The sequence below is a fragment of the Pandoraea sp. ISTKB genome, assembly GCF_001721285.1.
Taxonomy (GTDB): Bacteria; Pseudomonadota; Gammaproteobacteria; order Burkholderiales; family Burkholderiaceae; genus Pandoraea; species Pandoraea capi.
Genome location: NZ_MAOS01000013.1, coordinates 151,855 through 167,943 on the forward strand (window position 1 = coordinate 151,855; position 16,089 = coordinate 167,943).

General features: G+C 62.9%; 15 protein-coding genes. 12 read left to right on the forward strand and 3 right to left on the reverse strand.

The features are described from left to right. The first annotated feature begins 3 nt into the window (after positions 1-3). The 10 genes from cmk (at position 4) to cysM (ending at position 10,054) form a co-directional block, all read left to right on the forward strand. Complete coding sequence (cmk, locus tag A9762_RS03870) at positions 4-699, forward strand: (d)CMP kinase (protein WP_217424881.1); 696 nt, start codon at positions 4-6, stop codon at positions 697-699. 114 nt (positions 700-813) lie between these two features. Then, positions 814-2,517 (forward strand): 30S ribosomal protein S1, encoded by a 1,704-nt coding sequence (rpsA, locus tag A9762_RS03875; protein ID WP_044454718.1) that lies wholly within the window; start codon positions 814-816, stop codon positions 2,515-2,517. Between the two features lie 12 nt (positions 2,518-2,529). Then, on the forward strand, positions 2,530-2,823 hold the full coding sequence (locus A9762_RS03880; RefSeq protein ID WP_017232087.1) for an integration host factor subunit beta: 294 nt from the start codon (positions 2,530-2,532) through the stop codon (positions 2,821-2,823). A 248-nt stretch (positions 2,824-3,071) separates the two neighbouring features. Then, the gene (locus tag A9762_RS03885; RefSeq protein ID WP_042115054.1) at positions 3,072-3,365 is read left to right on the forward strand and encodes a lipopolysaccharide assembly LapA domain-containing protein; all 294 of its coding nucleotides are present in this window, start codon (positions 3,072-3,074) and stop codon (positions 3,363-3,365) included. A 60-nt stretch (positions 3,366-3,425) separates the two neighbouring features. Continuing rightward, positions 3,426-4,601, forward strand: coding sequence for a lipopolysaccharide assembly protein LapB (gene lapB, locus A9762_RS03890; protein ID WP_069340724.1), 1,176 nt, complete (start codon positions 3,426-3,428; stop codon positions 4,599-4,601). 21 nt (positions 4,602-4,622) lie between these two features. Then, positions 4,623-5,996, forward strand: a complete 1,374-nt coding sequence (locus tag A9762_RS03895) for a UDP-glucose/GDP-mannose dehydrogenase family protein (protein ID WP_069340725.1) — start codon at positions 4,623-4,625, stop codon at positions 5,994-5,996. Positions 5,997-6,013: 17 nt separating this feature from the next. Next, the gene (gene rfaE1 / locus A9762_RS03900) at positions 6,014-7,003 is read left to right on the forward strand and encodes a D-glycero-beta-D-manno-heptose-7-phosphate kinase (protein WP_069340726.1); all 990 of its coding nucleotides are present in this window, start codon (positions 6,014-6,016) and stop codon (positions 7,001-7,003) included. Next, entirely contained in the window at positions 7,000-8,004 is a 1,005-nt protein-coding gene (gene rfaD / locus A9762_RS03905; protein ID WP_069340727.1) for an ADP-glyceromanno-heptose 6-epimerase, read from the forward strand. The genes rfaE1 and rfaD overlap by 4 nt, the downstream gene beginning before the upstream one ends. 219 nt (positions 8,005-8,223) lie before the next feature. Continuing rightward, complete coding sequence (locus A9762_RS03910) at positions 8,224-9,015, forward strand: helix-hairpin-helix domain-containing protein (RefSeq protein ID WP_069340728.1); 792 nt, start codon at positions 8,224-8,226, stop codon at positions 9,013-9,015. A 136-nt stretch (positions 9,016-9,151) separates the two neighbouring features. Further along, positions 9,152-10,054 (forward strand): cysteine synthase CysM, encoded by a 903-nt coding sequence (gene cysM, locus A9762_RS03915; protein WP_069340729.1) that lies wholly within the window; start codon positions 9,152-9,154, stop codon positions 10,052-10,054. Between the two features lie 116 nt (positions 10,055-10,170). Here cysM and mltB read toward each other — a convergent pair whose 3' ends face one another. After that, a complete protein-coding gene (gene mltB / locus A9762_RS03920; protein WP_240493434.1) occupies positions 10,171-11,268 on the reverse strand; it encodes a lytic murein transglycosylase B in 1,098 nt (365 codons plus the stop codon). Positions 11,269-11,798: 530 nt separating this feature from the next. On the opposite strand from mltB, the gene A9762_RS03925 reads away from it, so the two are divergent. Further along, positions 11,799-12,722 (forward strand): histone deacetylase family protein, encoded by a 924-nt coding sequence (locus A9762_RS03925; RefSeq protein WP_069340731.1) that lies wholly within the window; start codon positions 11,799-11,801, stop codon positions 12,720-12,722. Between the two features lie 102 nt (positions 12,723-12,824). Further along, positions 12,825-13,646, forward strand: coding sequence for an enoyl-CoA hydratase (locus A9762_RS03930; RefSeq protein WP_069340732.1), 822 nt, complete (start codon positions 12,825-12,827; stop codon positions 13,644-13,646). Between the two features lie 87 nt (positions 13,647-13,733). Here the strand turns inward: A9762_RS03930 and A9762_RS03935 are convergent, their stop codons facing one another. Beyond that, positions 13,734-14,507 (reverse strand): ferredoxin--NADP reductase, encoded by a 774-nt coding sequence (locus A9762_RS03935; RefSeq protein ID WP_069340733.1) that lies wholly within the window; start codon positions 14,505-14,507, stop codon positions 13,734-13,736. A gap of 128 nt (positions 14,508-14,635) precedes the next feature. Then, positions 14,636-15,619 (reverse strand): alpha/beta hydrolase, encoded by a 984-nt coding sequence (locus A9762_RS03940; protein ID WP_069340734.1) that lies wholly within the window; start codon positions 15,617-15,619, stop codon positions 14,636-14,638. Positions 15,620-16,089: the final 470 nt, after the last annotated feature.

Below are 16,089 nucleotides of genomic sequence, written 5' to 3' on the forward strand. Positions count from 1 at the left end.
GGAATGCCTGATTTGACGGTGGTGGACGACTCGATTCCGGTCATTACGGTGGATGGCCCGACGGCGTCCGGTAAAGGGACGGTGGCGCACCGGGTGGCCGACGAACTGGGGTTTCATTACCTCGACAGCGGCGCGCTCTACCGGTTGACCGCGCTGGCGAGTGCTCGCCATGGCATCGACCCCGATGACGTGAGCGCCCTCGCCGTCCTCGCGGAGACGCTCGACGTGCGTTTTCGCGATCAACGTATCTGGCTGGCGGGCGAGGACGTGACCGACGCCATCCGTGCCGAAGCGATCGGCAATCGGGCGTCCAGCATTGCGGTGCACAAGGCTGTCCGGCAGGCGCTTACGGCGCTCCAGCGGGGTTTCAAGACCGCGCCTGGGCTGGTGGCGGACGGTCGTGACATGGGAACGGTGATCTTCCCGGAAGCCGATTTGAAGGTGTTTTTGACCGCCACGCCACAGGCGCGTGCCGAGAGGCGGTATAAGCAATTGATAGAAAAAGGATTTTCTGCTAACATAGACAGTCTCATGCTGGATCTTGAGGCGCGCGATGCGCGGGATCGTACCCGTGCCGAGGCGCCGCTGAGACCGGCAGAGGGTGCGCGGGTACTCGACACGTCGGGGCTTAACGTCGATCAGGCGGTGGCTCAGGTGCTCGAATGGTTCGCGCAAGTGCAGTACCCGCAAGGCGCCTGACCGGGTGTTTCATGCAGTCACCTGGCTTGGCTTTGTTTAACCTTTAACCCAACCGTTGCACGTTCTCGTCAGCCCCCCTTCGGGAGATGGACGTCAGCGGCGTAATCCACTTTTATGTCCGACCTGCAAACCTCGACCAACGAATCTTTCGCGGCGCTTTTCGAAGAGTCGCTCTCCCGTCAAGACATGCGTGCTGGTGAAGTCATCAGCGCTGAAGTCGTTCGGGTTGACCACAACTTCGTGGTCGTCAACGCCGGCCTCAAGTCCGAAGCGTACATCCCCATCGAAGAATTCCTGAATGATCAGGGCGAGGTCGAAGTTCAGGCCGGCGATTTCGTTTCCGTGGCGATCGACGCCCTGGAAAACGGCTACGGCGACACCGTGCTGTCGCGCGACAAGGCCAAGCGTCTGGCCTCGTGGCTGCAACTGGAAAAGGCCCTCGAATCGGGCGACCTCGTGACCGGTACGATCACCGGCAAGGTCAAGGGCGGTCTGACCGTGATGGTCAACGGCATCCGTGCATTCCTGCCGGGTTCGCTGGTTGACACGCGTCCGGTCAAGGACACGACCCCGTACGAAGGCAAGACCCTCGAATTCAAGGTTATCAAGCTCGACCGCAAGCGCAACAACGTTGTGCTGTCGCGCCGTGCCGTGATCGAAGCCACCCAGGGTGAAGAGCGCGCCAAGCTGCTCGAAACGCTCAAGGAAGGCGCGATCGTCAAGGGCGTGGTCAAGAACATCACCGATTACGGCGCGTTCGTCGACCTCGGCGGCATCGATGGCCTGCTGCACATCACCGACATCGCATGGCGTCGTGTGCGTCACCCGAGCGAAGTTCTGTCGGTTGGCCAAGAAGTCACCGCCAAGATCCTCAAGTTCGATCAAGAGAAGGGCCGTGTCTCGCTGGGCGTCAAGCAACTCGGCGAAGATCCGTGGGAAGGCATTGCTCGCCGTTACCCGCAAGGCACCCGCCTGTTCGGCAAGGTCACCAACATCACCGACTACGGCGCATTCGTCGAAGTGGAATCGGGGATCGAAGGCCTGGTTCACGTGTCGGAAATGGACTGGACCAACAAGAACGTTGCACCGACCAAGGTTGTCCAGCTGGGCGACGAAGTCGAAGTCATGGTGCTCGAGATCGACGAAGACCGTCGTCGTATCAGCCTCGGCATGAAGCAGTGCAAGCCGAACCCGTGGGATGACTTCTCGCGCAACTTCAAGAAGGGCGACAAGATCAAGGGCGCAATCAAGTCGATCACCGACTTCGGCGTGTTCATCGGTCTGCCGGGCGGCATCGACGGCCTGGTCCACCTGTCGGACCTGTCGTGGAGCGAAGCCGGCGAAGAAGCTGTTCGCAAGTACAAGAAGGGCGACGAAGTCGAAGCCGTGGTTCTGGGCATCGACGTCGAGAAGGAACGCATTTCGCTGGGTATCAAGCAGCTCGAAGGCGATCCGTTCAACACCTTCGTGGCGATCCACGACAAGGGCTCGATCGTTGACGGCACCATCAAGGCCGTTGACCCGAAGGGTGCTGTCGTGTCGCTGGGCGATGACGTGGAAGGCTACCTGCGCGCTTCGGAAATCTCGCACGACCGTGTGGAAGATGCCCGTAACGTGCTGAAGGAAGGCGAAGCCGTCAACGCAATGATCGTCAACATCGATCGCAAGTCGCGCAACATCAACCTGTCGATCAAGGCCAAGGATTCGGCCGAGCAACAGGAAGCGATGAGCAAGATGTCGTCGGATAGCTCGGCAGCGAGCGGCACCACGAACCTCGGTGCCCTGCTCAAGGCCAAGCTGGACAGCCAGAATCAGTAAGGTCCAAGGCCTATGACCAAGTCTGAATTGGTCAACCAGTTGGCGGCGCGGTTTCCCCAGTTGGTGCTCAAGGATGCCGATTTCGCGGTGAAGACGATTCTCGACGCGATGGCCGATGCGCTTGCGCGCGGTCATCGAATCGAAATCCGCGGTTTCGGCAGCTTCGGGCTCAACCGTCGGCCACCGCGCGTCGGCCGCAACCCGAAGTCGGGCGAAAAAGTGATGGTGCCGGAGAAATTCGTGCCGCACTTCAAGCCCGGCAAGGAGTTGCGAGAGCGGGTTGATCACAAGGCGTCGGACCAATAAGGCCCTTTGGGATCTACTACGCAAGAAAAGCGCCTTCGGGCGCTTTTTTTGTATCTGACGATCGACAAGGAGGCGCCGGTGCGGACAATCGCCGGAAATGTGAAGCACTTTGCAGGAACGACGCCTCGCAGAGCACATCCGGTACAATACGCCCACGTGCTGGCCTGTTGCGTTCAGGGCTTCGACGCCTCGTGCGGCCGGCTCAAGCTGCAAAACATACGGCAATCCTGCCGCAGGAGCCTTTCGGCATGAAGCTGATTGTTTGGATCGTTCGTCTGATCGTCTTCGTGGTGTTGCTGTGTCTCGCGCTGGCCAACACCGGCGAGGTCACGTTGAACCTGTTCCTGGGGCATACGTGGACAGCGCCGCTCATCATGATCGGACTGGCATTTTTTGTGGTCGGTGGTGTCATCGGCGTGCTCGCGACGTTGCCGAGCCTGATGCGCCAACGCCTTGAACTGCGTCGCACGCGACGCGACCTGGCCCGTGCCCAGCGTGATCCCGAGGCGAGCGATCAGCCGCCGATGCTGCCGCCGGTTTAACGCGGCGCGGCGCACGACGCTCGTCATCCTCATCGACTGTTTCAACGACAACACGCATTCATGGAATTCGAGGTCTGGTGGCTACTTGCCATCCCCGTGATCTTCGGCTGCGGCTGGGTGGCTGCGCGACTTGATCTGCGCAGCCTGCTCTCGGAAAGCCGCAATCTGCCGGCATCCTACTTCCGCGGTCTGAACTTCCTGCTGAACGAACAGCCGGACAAGGCCATCGACGCCTTCATCGAAGTCGCCAAGCTCGATCCCGAAACGACCGAACTGCACTTCGCACTCGGCAGTCTGTTCCGCCGTCGCGGCGAGACGGAGCGCGCCATTCGAGTTCATCAGAACCTGCTCTCGCGCGATGATCTGCCGCAAGCCGATCACGAGCATGCGCTGTACGAACTCGGTCACGATTTCCTGAAGGCGGGTCTGCTCGATCGCGCCGAAGACGCTTTCAGCCGGTTGCAGACCGGCGCGTACGCGAAGGCAGCGCAACATGCGAAGCTCACGATCTATCAGATCGAGAAAGAGTGGCGCAAAGCGCTGGCGGAAGCCGAAACGTTGACGGATCTCGATCCGGCCGTGTCCTACCGCAAGGAAATCGCCCAGTTCCATTGCGAGCTGGCGCAGGAAGCGCTGCAACGCAAAGATACCGAGGCGGTCGGGCGTGAGCTGGACGCCGCGCTCGCCGTGAATCCGGCCAACGTGCGTGCACCGCTGCTGCGCGGCGATATGCTGCTCGCCGCCGGAGATGCCGAGGGCGCGCTGCGGGTGCTGCGCACGATCGAGGAGCAGAATCCGATGTACCTCGGGCTCGCTGCCAAGCGGGTCATGAAGGCCTTCGAGGCTCTGGGCCGGGCGCCGGAAGGGCTGGCCATGTTGCGTGAAGCCTTGCGCAAGAACCCGTCGGACGATCTGCTCGAAATCGTCTATGAAAAGACGTTGTCGCTCGACGGCCCGGAAGCCGCGCTCAAGCTGATGCGCGAGCAGATGCATCGTGCACCGAGCGCCCCCGGCATGGCGCGTTTGCTCGAAGCGCATGCGGCGACCGCGCATGGCGACACGCAGTCGGACCTGCAACTCATGGGCAAGCTGATTACGCAGCGCACCAAGTCGTTGCCGCGCTATGTCTGCGACCAGTGCGGATTCCGCGCCCGACTTTTCTATTGGCAGTGCCCCGGCTGTAACGGCTGGGAGACGTACACGCCGCGACGTGCCGACGTGCCGGCAGCAACATAAGTTTCATAACATCGCAAAATCATGAAGATCACCATCATCGGTTCCGGCTACGTCGGCCTTGTCACGGGTGCCTGTCTCGCAGACGTCGGTAATGACGTGTTCTGTCTCGACGTCGATCCGCGCAAGATCGAGATCCTGAACAACGGCGGCGTGCCGATTCACGAACCGGGCCTCCAGGAAGTCATCGCACGCAACCGCGAAGCGGGTCGTCTGCAATTCTCGACCGATGTCGAGGCCTCCGTGGCGCACGGCGACGTGCAGTTCATCGCGGTCGGCACGCCGCCCGATGAAGACGGCTCGGCCGACCTGCAATACGTCGTGGCCGCAGCACGCAACATCGGCCGTTACGCCAAGAGCTTCAAGGTGATCGTGGACAAGTCGACGGTGCCGGTGGGCACGGCAGACAAGGTGAGCGCCGCGGTCGCAGAAGAGCTTGCGAAGCGTGGCGAAGACGTGAAGTTCTCGGTCGTCTCGAACCCCGAATTCCTGAAGGAAGGTGCGGCGGTGGACGACTTCATGCGTCCGGATCGCATCGTGATCGGCGTGGATGACGATGCCGACGGTCAGCAGGCGCGCGCGATGATGAAGCGTCTGTACTCGCCGTTCAACCGTAATCACGAGCGCACGCTGTATATGGACGTTCGCTCGGCGGAATTCACGAAGTACGCCGCCAACGCCATGCTGGCAACGCGTATTTCGTTCATGAACGAATTGGCCAATCTGGCCGATCGCGTGGGCGTGGATATCGAAGACGTGCGTCAGGGCATCGGCTCGGACCCGCGCATCGGGTATCACTTCCTGTACGCCGGTTGCGGCTACGGCGGCTCGTGCTTCCCGAAGGACGTGCAGGCACTTGTGCGTACCGCCGAAGACTACGGTTTGCCGCTGCGGATTCTGAACGCGGTGGAAGCCGTCAATGAAACGCAGAAGACGGTGCTGATCGACAAGATCGTGGCGCGTCTGGGTGAGGAATTGAAGGGTAAGACGTTCGCGCTGTGGGGGCTGGCGTTCAAGCCGAACACCGACGATATGCGCGAAGCGCCCAGCCGTCGTGTGATCGCGGAGCTGGTACGTCGTGGTGCGAGCGTGCGTGCGTACGATCCGGTGGCGCTGGAAGAAGCGCGCCGCGTCGTCGCGCTGGACTTTGCCGACGACGCTCAGGCCCATGGCCGCATCGAGTTCTGCGCCACGCAGAACGACACGTTGACGGGCGCTGACGCGCTGGTCATCGTCACGGAATGGAAGGCCTTCCGCAGCCCGGACTTCACCAAGGTGAAGCAGGCGTTGTCGCTGCCGCTGATCTTCGACGGCCGTAACCTGTACGACCCGGAAGCCATGCAGGAACTGGGTATCGAATACCACGGCATCGGCCGCGGTCTGGGCGAGTCCGCCTGATTTTCGAGGAACGACGGATGAATTCGACGGCAACTTCGCTTACCCGTACGGTTCAGGCGCCGGGCGTGCCCAGCGTACCCCGCGAGGCGTTCAGCCGTGCCCGGGTGCTGATCGTCGGCGACGTGATGCTCGACCGCTATTGGTTCGGTGACGTCAATCGCATTTCGCCGGAAGCGCCGGTGCCGGTGGTGCACGTCAAGCGCAACGAAGAGCGTTTGGGCGGTGCCGCGAACGTGGCGCTCAACGCGACATCGCTGGGAGCCCAGGCCGGCCTGCTGTGCGTGCTGGGCGAGGACGAACCCGCCGAGCGCGTGGTCGACATGCTCGACGCCAGCGGCGTGATGGCTTTCGTGACGCGCGACGCCGATCTCGCGACCACCATCAAGCTGCGCATCGTGTCGCGTCAGCAGCAACTGCTGCGTATCGACTTCGAGAATCAGCCGGCGCGTGAGGTATTGCTGGCGGTGCTCGACCAGTATCGTCAGTTGCTCACGAGCTATGACGTCGTGCTGCTCTCGGACTATGCCAAGGGCGGTTTGACGCATGTCCAGCCGATGATCGAAGCCGCGCGTGCCGCAGGCAAGGCGGTGCTCGTCGACCCGAAGGGCAGCGATTACGAACGCTATCGCGGCGCCACGATCCTCACGCCGAATCGCTCAGAATTGCAGCAGGTCGTGGGCGTGTGGCGTTCGGAAGACGATCTGACGTCGCGGGCACAGAATCTGCGCGAATCGCTGGGGCTGGAAGCGCTGCTGCTCACGCGCTCGGAGGAGGGCATGACGCTCTTCACCGAAAGCGGTGCGCTGCACGTGCCGGCGCAGGCGCGTGAAGTGTATGACGTCTCCGGCGCGGGCGACACCGTGATCGCCACGCTGGCCGCGTCGCTTTCTGCCGGTCTGCCGCTGCCGCAAGCCGTTGTGCTCGCCAATCGTGCGGGCAGCATCGTCGTGGGCAAGCTAGGCACCGCGACCGTCGACTACACCGAACTCTTTTCCGAGCTGACATGACCATCATCGTGACGGGCGCCGCGGGCTTCATCGGCGCCAACCTCGTCAAAGCCCTCAACGAGCGCGGAGAGACCGACATCGTGGCGGTCGACAACCTCACGCGTGCGGACAAATTCCGTAATCTGGTCGACTGCGAGATCAGCGATTACCTCGACAAGAACGACTTCGTCGCGCGCTTCCAGCGCCGGGAGTTCGGTCGCGTGCGCGCCATTTTTCATGAGGGCGCCTGCTCCGACACGATGGAGACGGATGGCCGCTACATGATGGAGAACAACTTCCGCTACACGCGGGCGTTGTTCGAGGCCTGTCAGACGCAGACCGTGCCTTTCCTGTATGCCTCGTCGGCAGCGACTTATGGCGCGTCGGAAACGTTCGTGGAGACGCGCGAGTACGAAAAGCCGCTGAACGTCTACGGCTACTCGAAGTTTCTGTTCGACCAGATCGTGCGCCGCGCCATGCGCGAAGCGGGCGGCAAGCTGCCGAGTCAGGTGGCCGGCTTCCGTTACTTCAACGTCTACGGCCCGCGCGAGGCGCACAAGGGCCGCATGGCGTCGGTGGCGTTCCACAACTTCAACGAATTCCGTGCCAATGGCCGTGTGAAGCTCTTCGGCGAGTACAACGGCTACGCTGCCGGGACGCAAAGCCGTGACTTCGTGTCGGTCGAAGACGTGGTGAAGGTGAACCTGCACTTCTTCGATCATCCGGAGCGCAGCGGCATCTTCAACCTCGGTGCGGGGCGCGCGCAGCCGTTCAATGACATCGCGATTGCCGTGATCAACACGTTGCGCGAGGAGGCCGGTGAAGCGCCGCTGTCGCTCGACGAGATGGTCAAGCAAGGGCTCGTCGAGTACATCCCGTTCCCGGACGCGCTGCGCGGCAAGTATCAGTGCTTCACGCAGGCGAGCGTCGAACATCTGCGTCAGGCCGGCGGCTATCAGCAGCCGTTCTACACGGTCGGTGAAGGCGTTTCGCGTTACGTGCGCTGGCTGCTGGCGCAGTAAGCGGTCGGCGGCGGTAAGCGGGCGCCACGGGCGCAAAGCATCTCACCGGGGGCGCCCGGTACGCGGGGAGCCAGACGGCTCCCCGTTTTGTTTGGCGCGTCCTCTCGGGCGGTGTCATCCGGGCGACGGCTAATGCGTTAAACCGGTATCGGGGATATCCGATGGACGGAACGACTGCGTCGGCGGTATCGGCCCGAGTGACCTAATGAGGATCAGATCATGCTGCGCAAACTCTTGCTGGCGGTGGTTGCCTTTTTCGCTCTGTGCGGTCTCGCGACGGCCGCCGTCGACATCAATACCGCCGATCAGGCCCAGTTGGAAACCCTGAAGGGAATCGGGCCGGTGAAGTCCAAAGCCATCATCGACGAACGGAACGCCCACGGGCCGTACAAGGATGCGGCAGACGTCGCGAAACGCGTCAAGGGGCTCGGAGACAAGTCTGTCTCGTCGCTCCAGTCGGAGGGGATGACGATCGGTGGCAAGGGCGCAGGCTCGGCGTCGCCGGCGCCAGCCAAGCCGGTGCCGTCCGCCGCACCAGCACCAGCACCAGCACCCGCACCGTCGGCTAAGACGCCTGCGTCGAGCGCACCGTCATCGGTGAAGCCTGCGGCGGCCCCTGTGTCGCCGGCCCCGACGGCTCCGCCCACGCCCGCCAAGCCTGTCACGCCAGCCGCGCCGGTACCCGCAACGTCCACACAGAAGACCCCGACGCCGACGCCTGCTGCCGGCACAACGATGGCTCCGGCGTCACCCGGTGTGGCGGGGCAGGCCAAACCGGGCGCACCGCTTCCCGCCGCCGCTTCGTCGGCAGGTGCCCAGGACACCAAGGCCGCCAAGTCCGGCAAATCGAAGACGTCGAAAGATGCAAAGGACGCGAAGGCGAGCGGCGATGCCAAGCCCGGTACGGCGGTTGCCCCGTCGACGGCGTCTGCCGCCGGCGCTGCACCGGAAAAGTCGTCGAAATCTAAGAAAGCCAAGGCACCCGCGAGCGCCAGCGCGCCGAAGCTCTGACGTCAGAGGCCTCGCCAGCGTCTCGAATCGCCGGGCGTTCGCTGCAGCGACGCCCGGCCGCGAGACCTTACCCTGAGCGAGGTCATGGCCGGTGGATTAGAATGTTTCGATTCCCGACCGAAAAAAGCTTAGCGCAATGGCCTATAAGACTATCGAAGACACCATCGGCAACACACCGCTGGTGCAACTGGTGCGTTTGCCCGACGACGAAATCCGCCGCCGCAACAACGTGATTCTCGGCAAGCTAGAGGGCAACAACCCGGCGGGATCGGTGAAGGATCGTCCCGCGTTGTCGATGATCAAGCACGCCGAGCAGCGCGGGCGCATCAAACCGGGCGACACGCTGATCGAAGCGACCTCGGGCAATACGGGCATTGCGCTGGCGATGGCAGCGGCCGTGCGTGGCTACAAGATGGTGCTCATCATGCCGGAAGACCTCTCCGTCGAGCGTCGTCAGAGCATGGGCGCCTATGGTGCCGAGATCATCCTGACGCCGGTCAAGGGCGGCATGGAGTACGCACGTGACCTCGCCCAGCAGATGGAGCGCGACGGACGCGGCATCATCCTCGATCAGTTCGCCAATCCCGACAACCCGCTCGCGCACTACGAAACGACCGGCCCGGAAATCTGGCGCGATACCGAAGGCCGCATCACGCACTTCGTCTCCGCAATGGGCACGACCGGCACGATCATGGGTGTCTCGCAGTACCTGAAAGAGCAGAGCGAGTCGGTGCAGATCATCGGCGCTGAGCCGGCCGAAGGCTCGCGTATTCCGGGGATTCGCAAGTGGCCGGAAGCCTATCTGCCGAAGATTTTCGACCGCGCCCGCGTGGACCGTACGGTCTCGGTGACGCACGCCGAAGCCGAAATCATGGCACGTCGCCTTGCGGCAGAAGAGGGTATTTTCTGCGGCATCTCGGCTGCCGGTGCCTGCCAGATCGCGCTGAATCTCGCGCATGAGGTCGAGAACGCGACCATCGTGTTCGTCGTTTGCGATCGTGGTGACCGTTACTTGTCGACGGGCGTGTTCCCGGCGTAAGTCGAGCGGCAAGGCATCAAACGACAACGGGACCCGAGGGTCCCGTTTTTCATGCGCGACGGTCGATGGTGACCGATGGTGGTCGACGCCGACTGTCGGCGCCTGCGTCCCAACGATCAGGGCGCGCGTGCTGCCTTGATGGCGTCTGCCAGGTCGTACACGGACATCGCGTAGAAGAAGCTGCGGTTGTAACGCGTGAGCACGTAGAAGTTCGTGAGGCCCATGCGGTACTGCGTGGCTTGTCCGGGTGTCGGCAGATCGACGATCAGCACCGGCGTGTCCAGCGCCGAGCCCACGTCGAGGCGCGGCTCGTTCATCAACATGCCGGCCTTGATGAAGTCGCCGAGTTTCCAATGCGGTTCGGGTTGCCCATCGGCGCCCGCTTCGGCCAGCCCCTGACTCCCGCGATCGGCGGCGATGTTCCACACGACCGGTTGTCCCGGCTGCCATCCGTGCTGTTTGAGGAAGTTGGCGACGCTGCCGATGGCGTCGGCGACATCCGTCGTCAGATTGATCTTGCCATCGCCGCTGTAATCGACCGCGAAGTTCCGGATCGACGACGGCATGAACTGGGGAATGCCGATCGCGCCGGCATACGAGCCATAGATGCTGAACGGATCGACGCCGCGCTCACGTGCGTAGAGCAGCAGGTTTTCGAGTTCCTTGCGGAACAACGCCATACGCTCCGAACGATTGCGCGCGGGCGGATAGTCGAACGCAAGCGTAGTGAGCGCATCGATGGTGCGGAAGTTGCCCATGTTGCGCCCGTAGATCGTCTCGACACCGATGATGGCGACGATGATCTCCTCGGGCACACCGTATTCTTTAGCGGCACGCGAGAGCGCTGCGGCATTCTGATTCCAGAAGCGCACGCCGCCGTTGATGCGCGTGTTGTCGAGGAAACGCTTCTCGTAATTCGTCCAGTTTTTCTGGCCGGGCGTGGCGGGCGGCGCAGCAAGACGTGCGGCCGTCTGTGAGAACACCACGCGCGAGAAGACCTTCTGCAACTCGGTACGATCGAAGCCGTCGCGCGCCACGATGTCGTTGATGAATGCGTCGACCTCGGGATTGGCCGCGTAGCGTTGCGGCACCACTTCTTCCTCGAACTCGGTCTGCGCCGCTTGCTTGCCACGGGCTTGCGCGTGCGCGCTTACGCTTGTCAGTGCAAACGCGCCGATGCACAGCGCAATGCTGAACGCGCTGATCGCGCGCATCGAACGTGGGAGTGAATCGTACATCCGTACCGGTGATGTCATGCTGTCTGTCAGGCCTGTATGAAGTCCGAATGCGACGCGGCCCTTGGGGCCATCGTCACGTTAGTCGCGTTGATGCTCTCGTCGCGGCCTGTCGATGTCGAATCGCATTGCGTTGATTCGGTCCTCATCGAAAGGTAACTCGACGTGCGTGATTACCTAGAGCGCCAACCATTCATGCCAGTTCCTGCCGTCCCGAATTTCGGGAGAACGGCCCTAACCGGCTGTCACGGGTCTGCTGGGAGACTGCTTGGCAGTATAACCGAGTGCACCTGTGATACCTTAAGGCCTGTGCACTGTCCGTGACAGTGTTCATGGGGGATGCCGGCCATCGGCACGCGTTTGCGAGTGTTGTTGACGACTGTCAGTCACATCGTTGCGGCGCGAGTCAGGCTCCGCATCCGGCCGCTACCGGACGTGGAGACCACGGCGCGGCGGGCATCCCCCGCCCGTCCCAATAAAACGATTCGAAGCGATAGGCGACACAACGAATGGCTACCGGGTTCTATACACATCCCGATTGCGTCCGTCACGAGATGGGCGAGTGGCATCCGGAATGCCCCGAGCGGCTGCGCGCCATCGAGGACCAACTGATTGCCGGTCGCATCGACGGTCTGCTCGAACGACGTGAAGCGCCGGCGGCCGACGAGGCCAGCCTGCGGCTCGTGCATACGCAGGATCACATCGATTTTATCCGCGACAACATTCCCGAATCCGGGTACTTCCCAATCGATCCCGATACGCTGCTCAATCCGTATTCGTGGCGTGCGGCAACGCGCGCAGCGGGGGCAGCGGTCGCGGCGACGGATGCGGTGATTCGCGGCGAACTCGACAACGCATTTTGCAGTGTGCGCCCGCCGGGTCACCACGCCACGCCCACGCGTGCGATGGGCTTTTGCCTGTTCAACAGCGTGGCGATTGCGGCGGCTCATGCGCTCGAAGTCCACGGGTTGTCGCGCGTGGCGATCGTCGACTTCGACGTGCACCACGGCAACGGCACGGAGGCTGCGTTTGGCAACGACGAGCGCGTGTTGATGTGCGGTATCTTCCAGCACCCGTTCTATCCGTTCTCCGGCGCCAACGATCCGGCGCCGAACATGCTCAACATTCCGCTTGAAGCACGCACGTCCGGCATGGCGGCGCGCGAGGCCATCGAGTACGGCTGGCTGGGACGCCTCAACGCATTCCGTCCCGAGATGATCTTCTTCTCGGCGGGCTTCGATGCGCATCGTGAGGACGATCTCGGTGGTCTTGGCCTGACCGAAGCGGACTTCGCGTGGATCACGAAGGAAGTGAAGGCCATCGCGGATCGCCACGCGAAGGGGCGTATCGTGAGCTGCCTCGAAGGCGGCTACAACCTCTCCGCGCTCGGCCGCAGTGTCGTGGCGCATCTGAAGGTGCTCGCCGACGTCTGACGTCAGGACGCCGGCCCTCGATAGATTCGATTGATCCGATAAATCGATAGCGGCCGGCGCGCAGGGCACATCCCAGCGCGAACGTGCGGCACAGGAGACGACATGACGTCATCGCAAGCGACGGCGGCGCCCGAGCCGCTGGTTCTCGTCACTCGTGGCGAAGGTGAGCTGGCCGGTGTGGTGACGCTCACGCTCAATCGTCCGCGTCAATTCAATGCGTTATCCGAAGCGATGCTCGACGCGCTGCAAGGCGCGCTCGACGACATCGCTCGTGACGACAGCGCCCGTGTGGTGGTGCTGGCGGCGTCCGGCCCGGCGTTCTGCGCGGGGCACGACCTCAAGGAGATGCGCGCGGAGCCCTCGCTCGATTACTACCGGACGTTGTTCAATCAGTGCACGCGCGTGATGCTGTCGATGCAGCGCATGCCGCAGCCGGTCATCGCACGGGTGCACGGTATCGCGACGGCGGCAGGGTGTCAGTTGGTCGCGATGTGCGATCTTGCGGTCGCGACGTCGGTGGCGCGCTTTGCCGTCTCCGGCATCAATGTCGGTCTGTTCTGTGCGACGCCCGGCGTTGCGCTTTCTCGCAATCTCACCCGCAAGCAGGCCATGGAGATGCTGCTGACCGGCGACTTCATCGATGCACAGACGGCCCGCGAGCGCGGACTGGTCAATCGGGTGGTGCCGATGGAGCGGCTCGACGCCGAGGTGGCGGCGCTATGCCGCTCGATTCTTGCCAAGCCCGCTGCGGCGGTGGCGGCGGGCAAGGGGCTGTTCTACCGGCAAGCTGAGACCGGCATCGAGGCTGCGTATCAGATGGCCGGGCAGACGATGGCTTGCAACATGATGGACGCGTGCGCGCTCGAAGGCGTGCAGGCATTCATCGAGAAGCGGGCGCCCGACTGGGCGAAGCCGACGGACTGAGCGCCGTCTCCCCGCCATCTCCCTGCCATCTCCTCGCAGTCTCCCGTTAGTGCTGTGAATCGCGCATCCACCGGATGCGCTCCACCATCACCACTGTTTTTCCAGCACCAGCGGCCCCGGCGTCGCCGTACGGCTGACGGCGTATCCGTTGCCGGTGAACCAGGCACGCAACTCCTTGATCATGTCGGGATTGCCGCACACCATGATGCGCGACGTCGCGGGATCGAGCGTCGCGCCCATCGCCTTTTCCAATTCGCCGGACGACAGTAGCGTCGTGACACGTCCAAATAGCGCGCCCGGCGTTTGCTCGCGTGTCACGCTAACCGCGAAGTGAAGCTTGTCGACCCATGACGGATCGACGTCCGGATGCGAGAAGTGTTTGAGTTCTTCGTAATAGGCGAGGTCGCGTTCCCATCGCACGCTGTGCACGACGAAGATGCGCTTGAAGCGTTGCCACACGTCCGGGTCGCGCAGGATCGAAACGAAGGGCGCCAGTCCGGTGCCCGTGGCGAGCAGCCACAGGTCGTCGCCGCCGGTGAAGCGGTCGAGGGTGAGAAAGCCGTAGGCGGTATGGTCGACGAGCACCTCGTCGCCGACCTTGAGTTGGGCCAGTCGTGGCGTGAGCTGGCCTTCGGGAATCGTGATTACGTAGAACTCCAACGTATCTTCGGCAGGCGAATTCACGAAAGAGTATGCCCGCCAGATCAGTTCTCCGTCGTCGCCCGGCAGGCCGAGTCGCACGAACTGGCCCGCCGTGAATTGCAGGCCGGGAGGGCGGGTCGTCTTGATGCTGAAGATCGTCGGCGTCCAGAAATGCATGCCGGTGACCGTTTGCGGCGAGTATTTCGTCTGCGCTTGCATGCCGGAGGCTCCTTGCGAATCCACACAGCTTCAGTGTAGCGCGCAGTGAGGGATCGGAATGCGAGACCCTGCTTGCAGGGCGGGTTCAGGCGTACCCAACCCGCCCATTCGGGCCGACTGCGACCGGATCAGATACGGTGATGCGTACCGAACGGCGTTCGCGGCGTGTTGGCCGTGCGAGTCCCTTGCATTGCATCCATCTCCAGTGCAGACAGTCCGGAGGCGTCGCGTTGTGGTGCCTGCGTTTGCGGCAGATGCGCGACCAGCCAGGCGGTCAATTCCTCGATGACTTTTTCCCGGTCGAGATCGTTGAGCGTTTCATGGAAGTGGCCCGGGTAGAGCCGCAGGGTCTTGTCCTGCGAGCCGGCGTTGCCGTGGAACTGTTCGCTCGCCCATGGGGCGGTGAGCCGGTCCGCCGTGCCATGGAAGATATAGAGCGGCAAGTGCAGGGCGTCTGCGTTGGCGTGAATGCGCGTCATGGCGTCGAGCAGTTCGGCCGCCGTGCGCGCCGGGGTGCCTCGATACGCGTTGAGCGGGTCTTTTTTCGCCGCGTCGACCACGGCGTTGTCGCGGGCGATGGCCGCCGGATCGATCTTGAAGACGGGTACCTTCGGCAGCCAGCGCGACACCCAGCGTCCGGCCTTCACCATCCACGGCGCGACGGGCTCACCCGGCGCGAGCGCCGGGCTGCTGAGCATCAGGCCGCTGACGTTGGCGGGGGCGCGCGTGATCGTATAGAGCGCGGCGATGGCGCCCCCCATGCTGTGGCCGAGCAGGAACAGCGGCGTCGGCCCGAACGTCGTGCGGACGTGCGTGAGAAAGATTTCCGTGTCGTTGAGATAGTCGTCGAAACGATCGATATAGACGCGCGCGCCGCCTGAGCGGCCGTGCCCGCGCAGATCGTAGGTCACGGTCGCGATGCCGAGCGACGCGAAGTGCTCGGCCAGACGCGCGTACCGTCCGCCGTGTTCGCCCATGCCGTGCACGATGGCGACGACTGCGCGTAGCGGCGCGCTATCGATGTCGCCGGCGCGGGCCTCCGGCTGCCACGTATGGACGTGGAGCGTCAGCCCATCGCTGGCTTGCAGACGCGATTCCGAATGCGTTGTCATGTCTCCTCCTGGCGGGATGGCCGGGTGGCCGTCGTGCGTGCGACGGCGGTGCGATTTATCGGTAGGGTCGTCGACAGTCGTGTCGAGGGTTTTACCGGTGCGCCATTCGATCATAGGCGTGCGCGCGCCGGTGTGTTTTCTCTAGAGGAAACGCACCACGAGGAAACTGGCTGCGCAAGAGGATTTGCATAAAAATAGCACGATCGTTCGAGGTGAGGGTGGGGCGCACAAGCGCGTCCTGTCAGGCGCCGACGCCGTTTTCCGCAGGATCGAGCATCTGTGGCAATACCTGAGCATTTCAGGAATGATTGCCGCAAAATGCCTCAAATATGCAAATAATGCGTCATTCGCCGTGTGGTTATAATGGCAGCGGATTGACGTAAACGTAACTTTGGAGCGAGTTCATGAAGATCCTGGTACCGGTCAAACGGGTAGTGGATTACAACGTAAAGGTTCGCGTGAAGAGCGAC

Bases quoted from the DNA above. Each gene is read 5' to 3' on its own strand.
- lapB (WP_069340724.1), top strand. From the start codon at position 3,426: ATGGAATTCGAGGTCTGGTGGCTACTTGCCATCCCCGTGATCTTCGGC.
- A9762_RS03940 (WP_069340734.1), bottom strand. From the start codon at position 15,619: ATGACAACGCATTCGGAATCGCGTCTGCAAGCCAGCGATGGGCTGACG.
- cmk (WP_217424881.1), top strand. From the start codon at position 4: ATGCCTGATTTGACGGTGGTGGACGACTCGATTCCGGTCATTACGGTG.
- rpsA (WP_044454718.1), top strand. From the start codon at position 814: ATGTCCGACCTGCAAACCTCGACCAACGAATCTTTCGCGGCGCTTTTC.
- A9762_RS03910 (WP_069340728.1), top strand. From the start codon at position 8,224: ATGCTGCGCAAACTCTTGCTGGCGGTGGTTGCCTTTTTCGCTCTGTGC.
- cysM (WP_069340729.1), top strand. From the start codon at position 9,152: ATGGCCTATAAGACTATCGAAGACACCATCGGCAACACACCGCTGGTG.
- A9762_RS03885 (WP_042115054.1), top strand. From the start codon at position 3,072: ATGAAGCTGATTGTTTGGATCGTTCGTCTGATCGTCTTCGTGGTGTTG.
- A9762_RS03895 (WP_069340725.1), top strand. From the start codon at position 4,623: ATGAAGATCACCATCATCGGTTCCGGCTACGTCGGCCTTGTCACGGGT.
- A9762_RS03925 (WP_069340731.1), top strand. From the start codon at position 11,799: ATGGCTACCGGGTTCTATACACATCCCGATTGCGTCCGTCACGAGATG.
- rfaD (WP_069340727.1), top strand. From the start codon at position 7,000: ATGACCATCATCGTGACGGGCGCCGCGGGCTTCATCGGCGCCAACCTC.
- A9762_RS03935 (WP_069340733.1), bottom strand. From the start codon at position 14,507: ATGCAAGCGCAGACGAAATACTCGCCGCAAACGGTCACCGGCATGCAT.
- A9762_RS03880 (WP_017232087.1), top strand. From the start codon at position 2,530: ATGACCAAGTCTGAATTGGTCAACCAGTTGGCGGCGCGGTTTCCCCAG.
- mltB (WP_240493434.1), bottom strand. From the start codon at position 11,268: ATGCGCGCGATCAGCGCGTTCAGCATTGCGCTGTGCATCGGCGCGTTT.
- rfaE1 (WP_069340726.1), top strand. From the start codon at position 6,014: ATGAATTCGACGGCAACTTCGCTTACCCGTACGGTTCAGGCGCCGGGC.
- A9762_RS03930 (WP_069340732.1), top strand. From the start codon at position 12,825: ATGACGTCATCGCAAGCGACGGCGGCGCCCGAGCCGCTGGTTCTCGTC.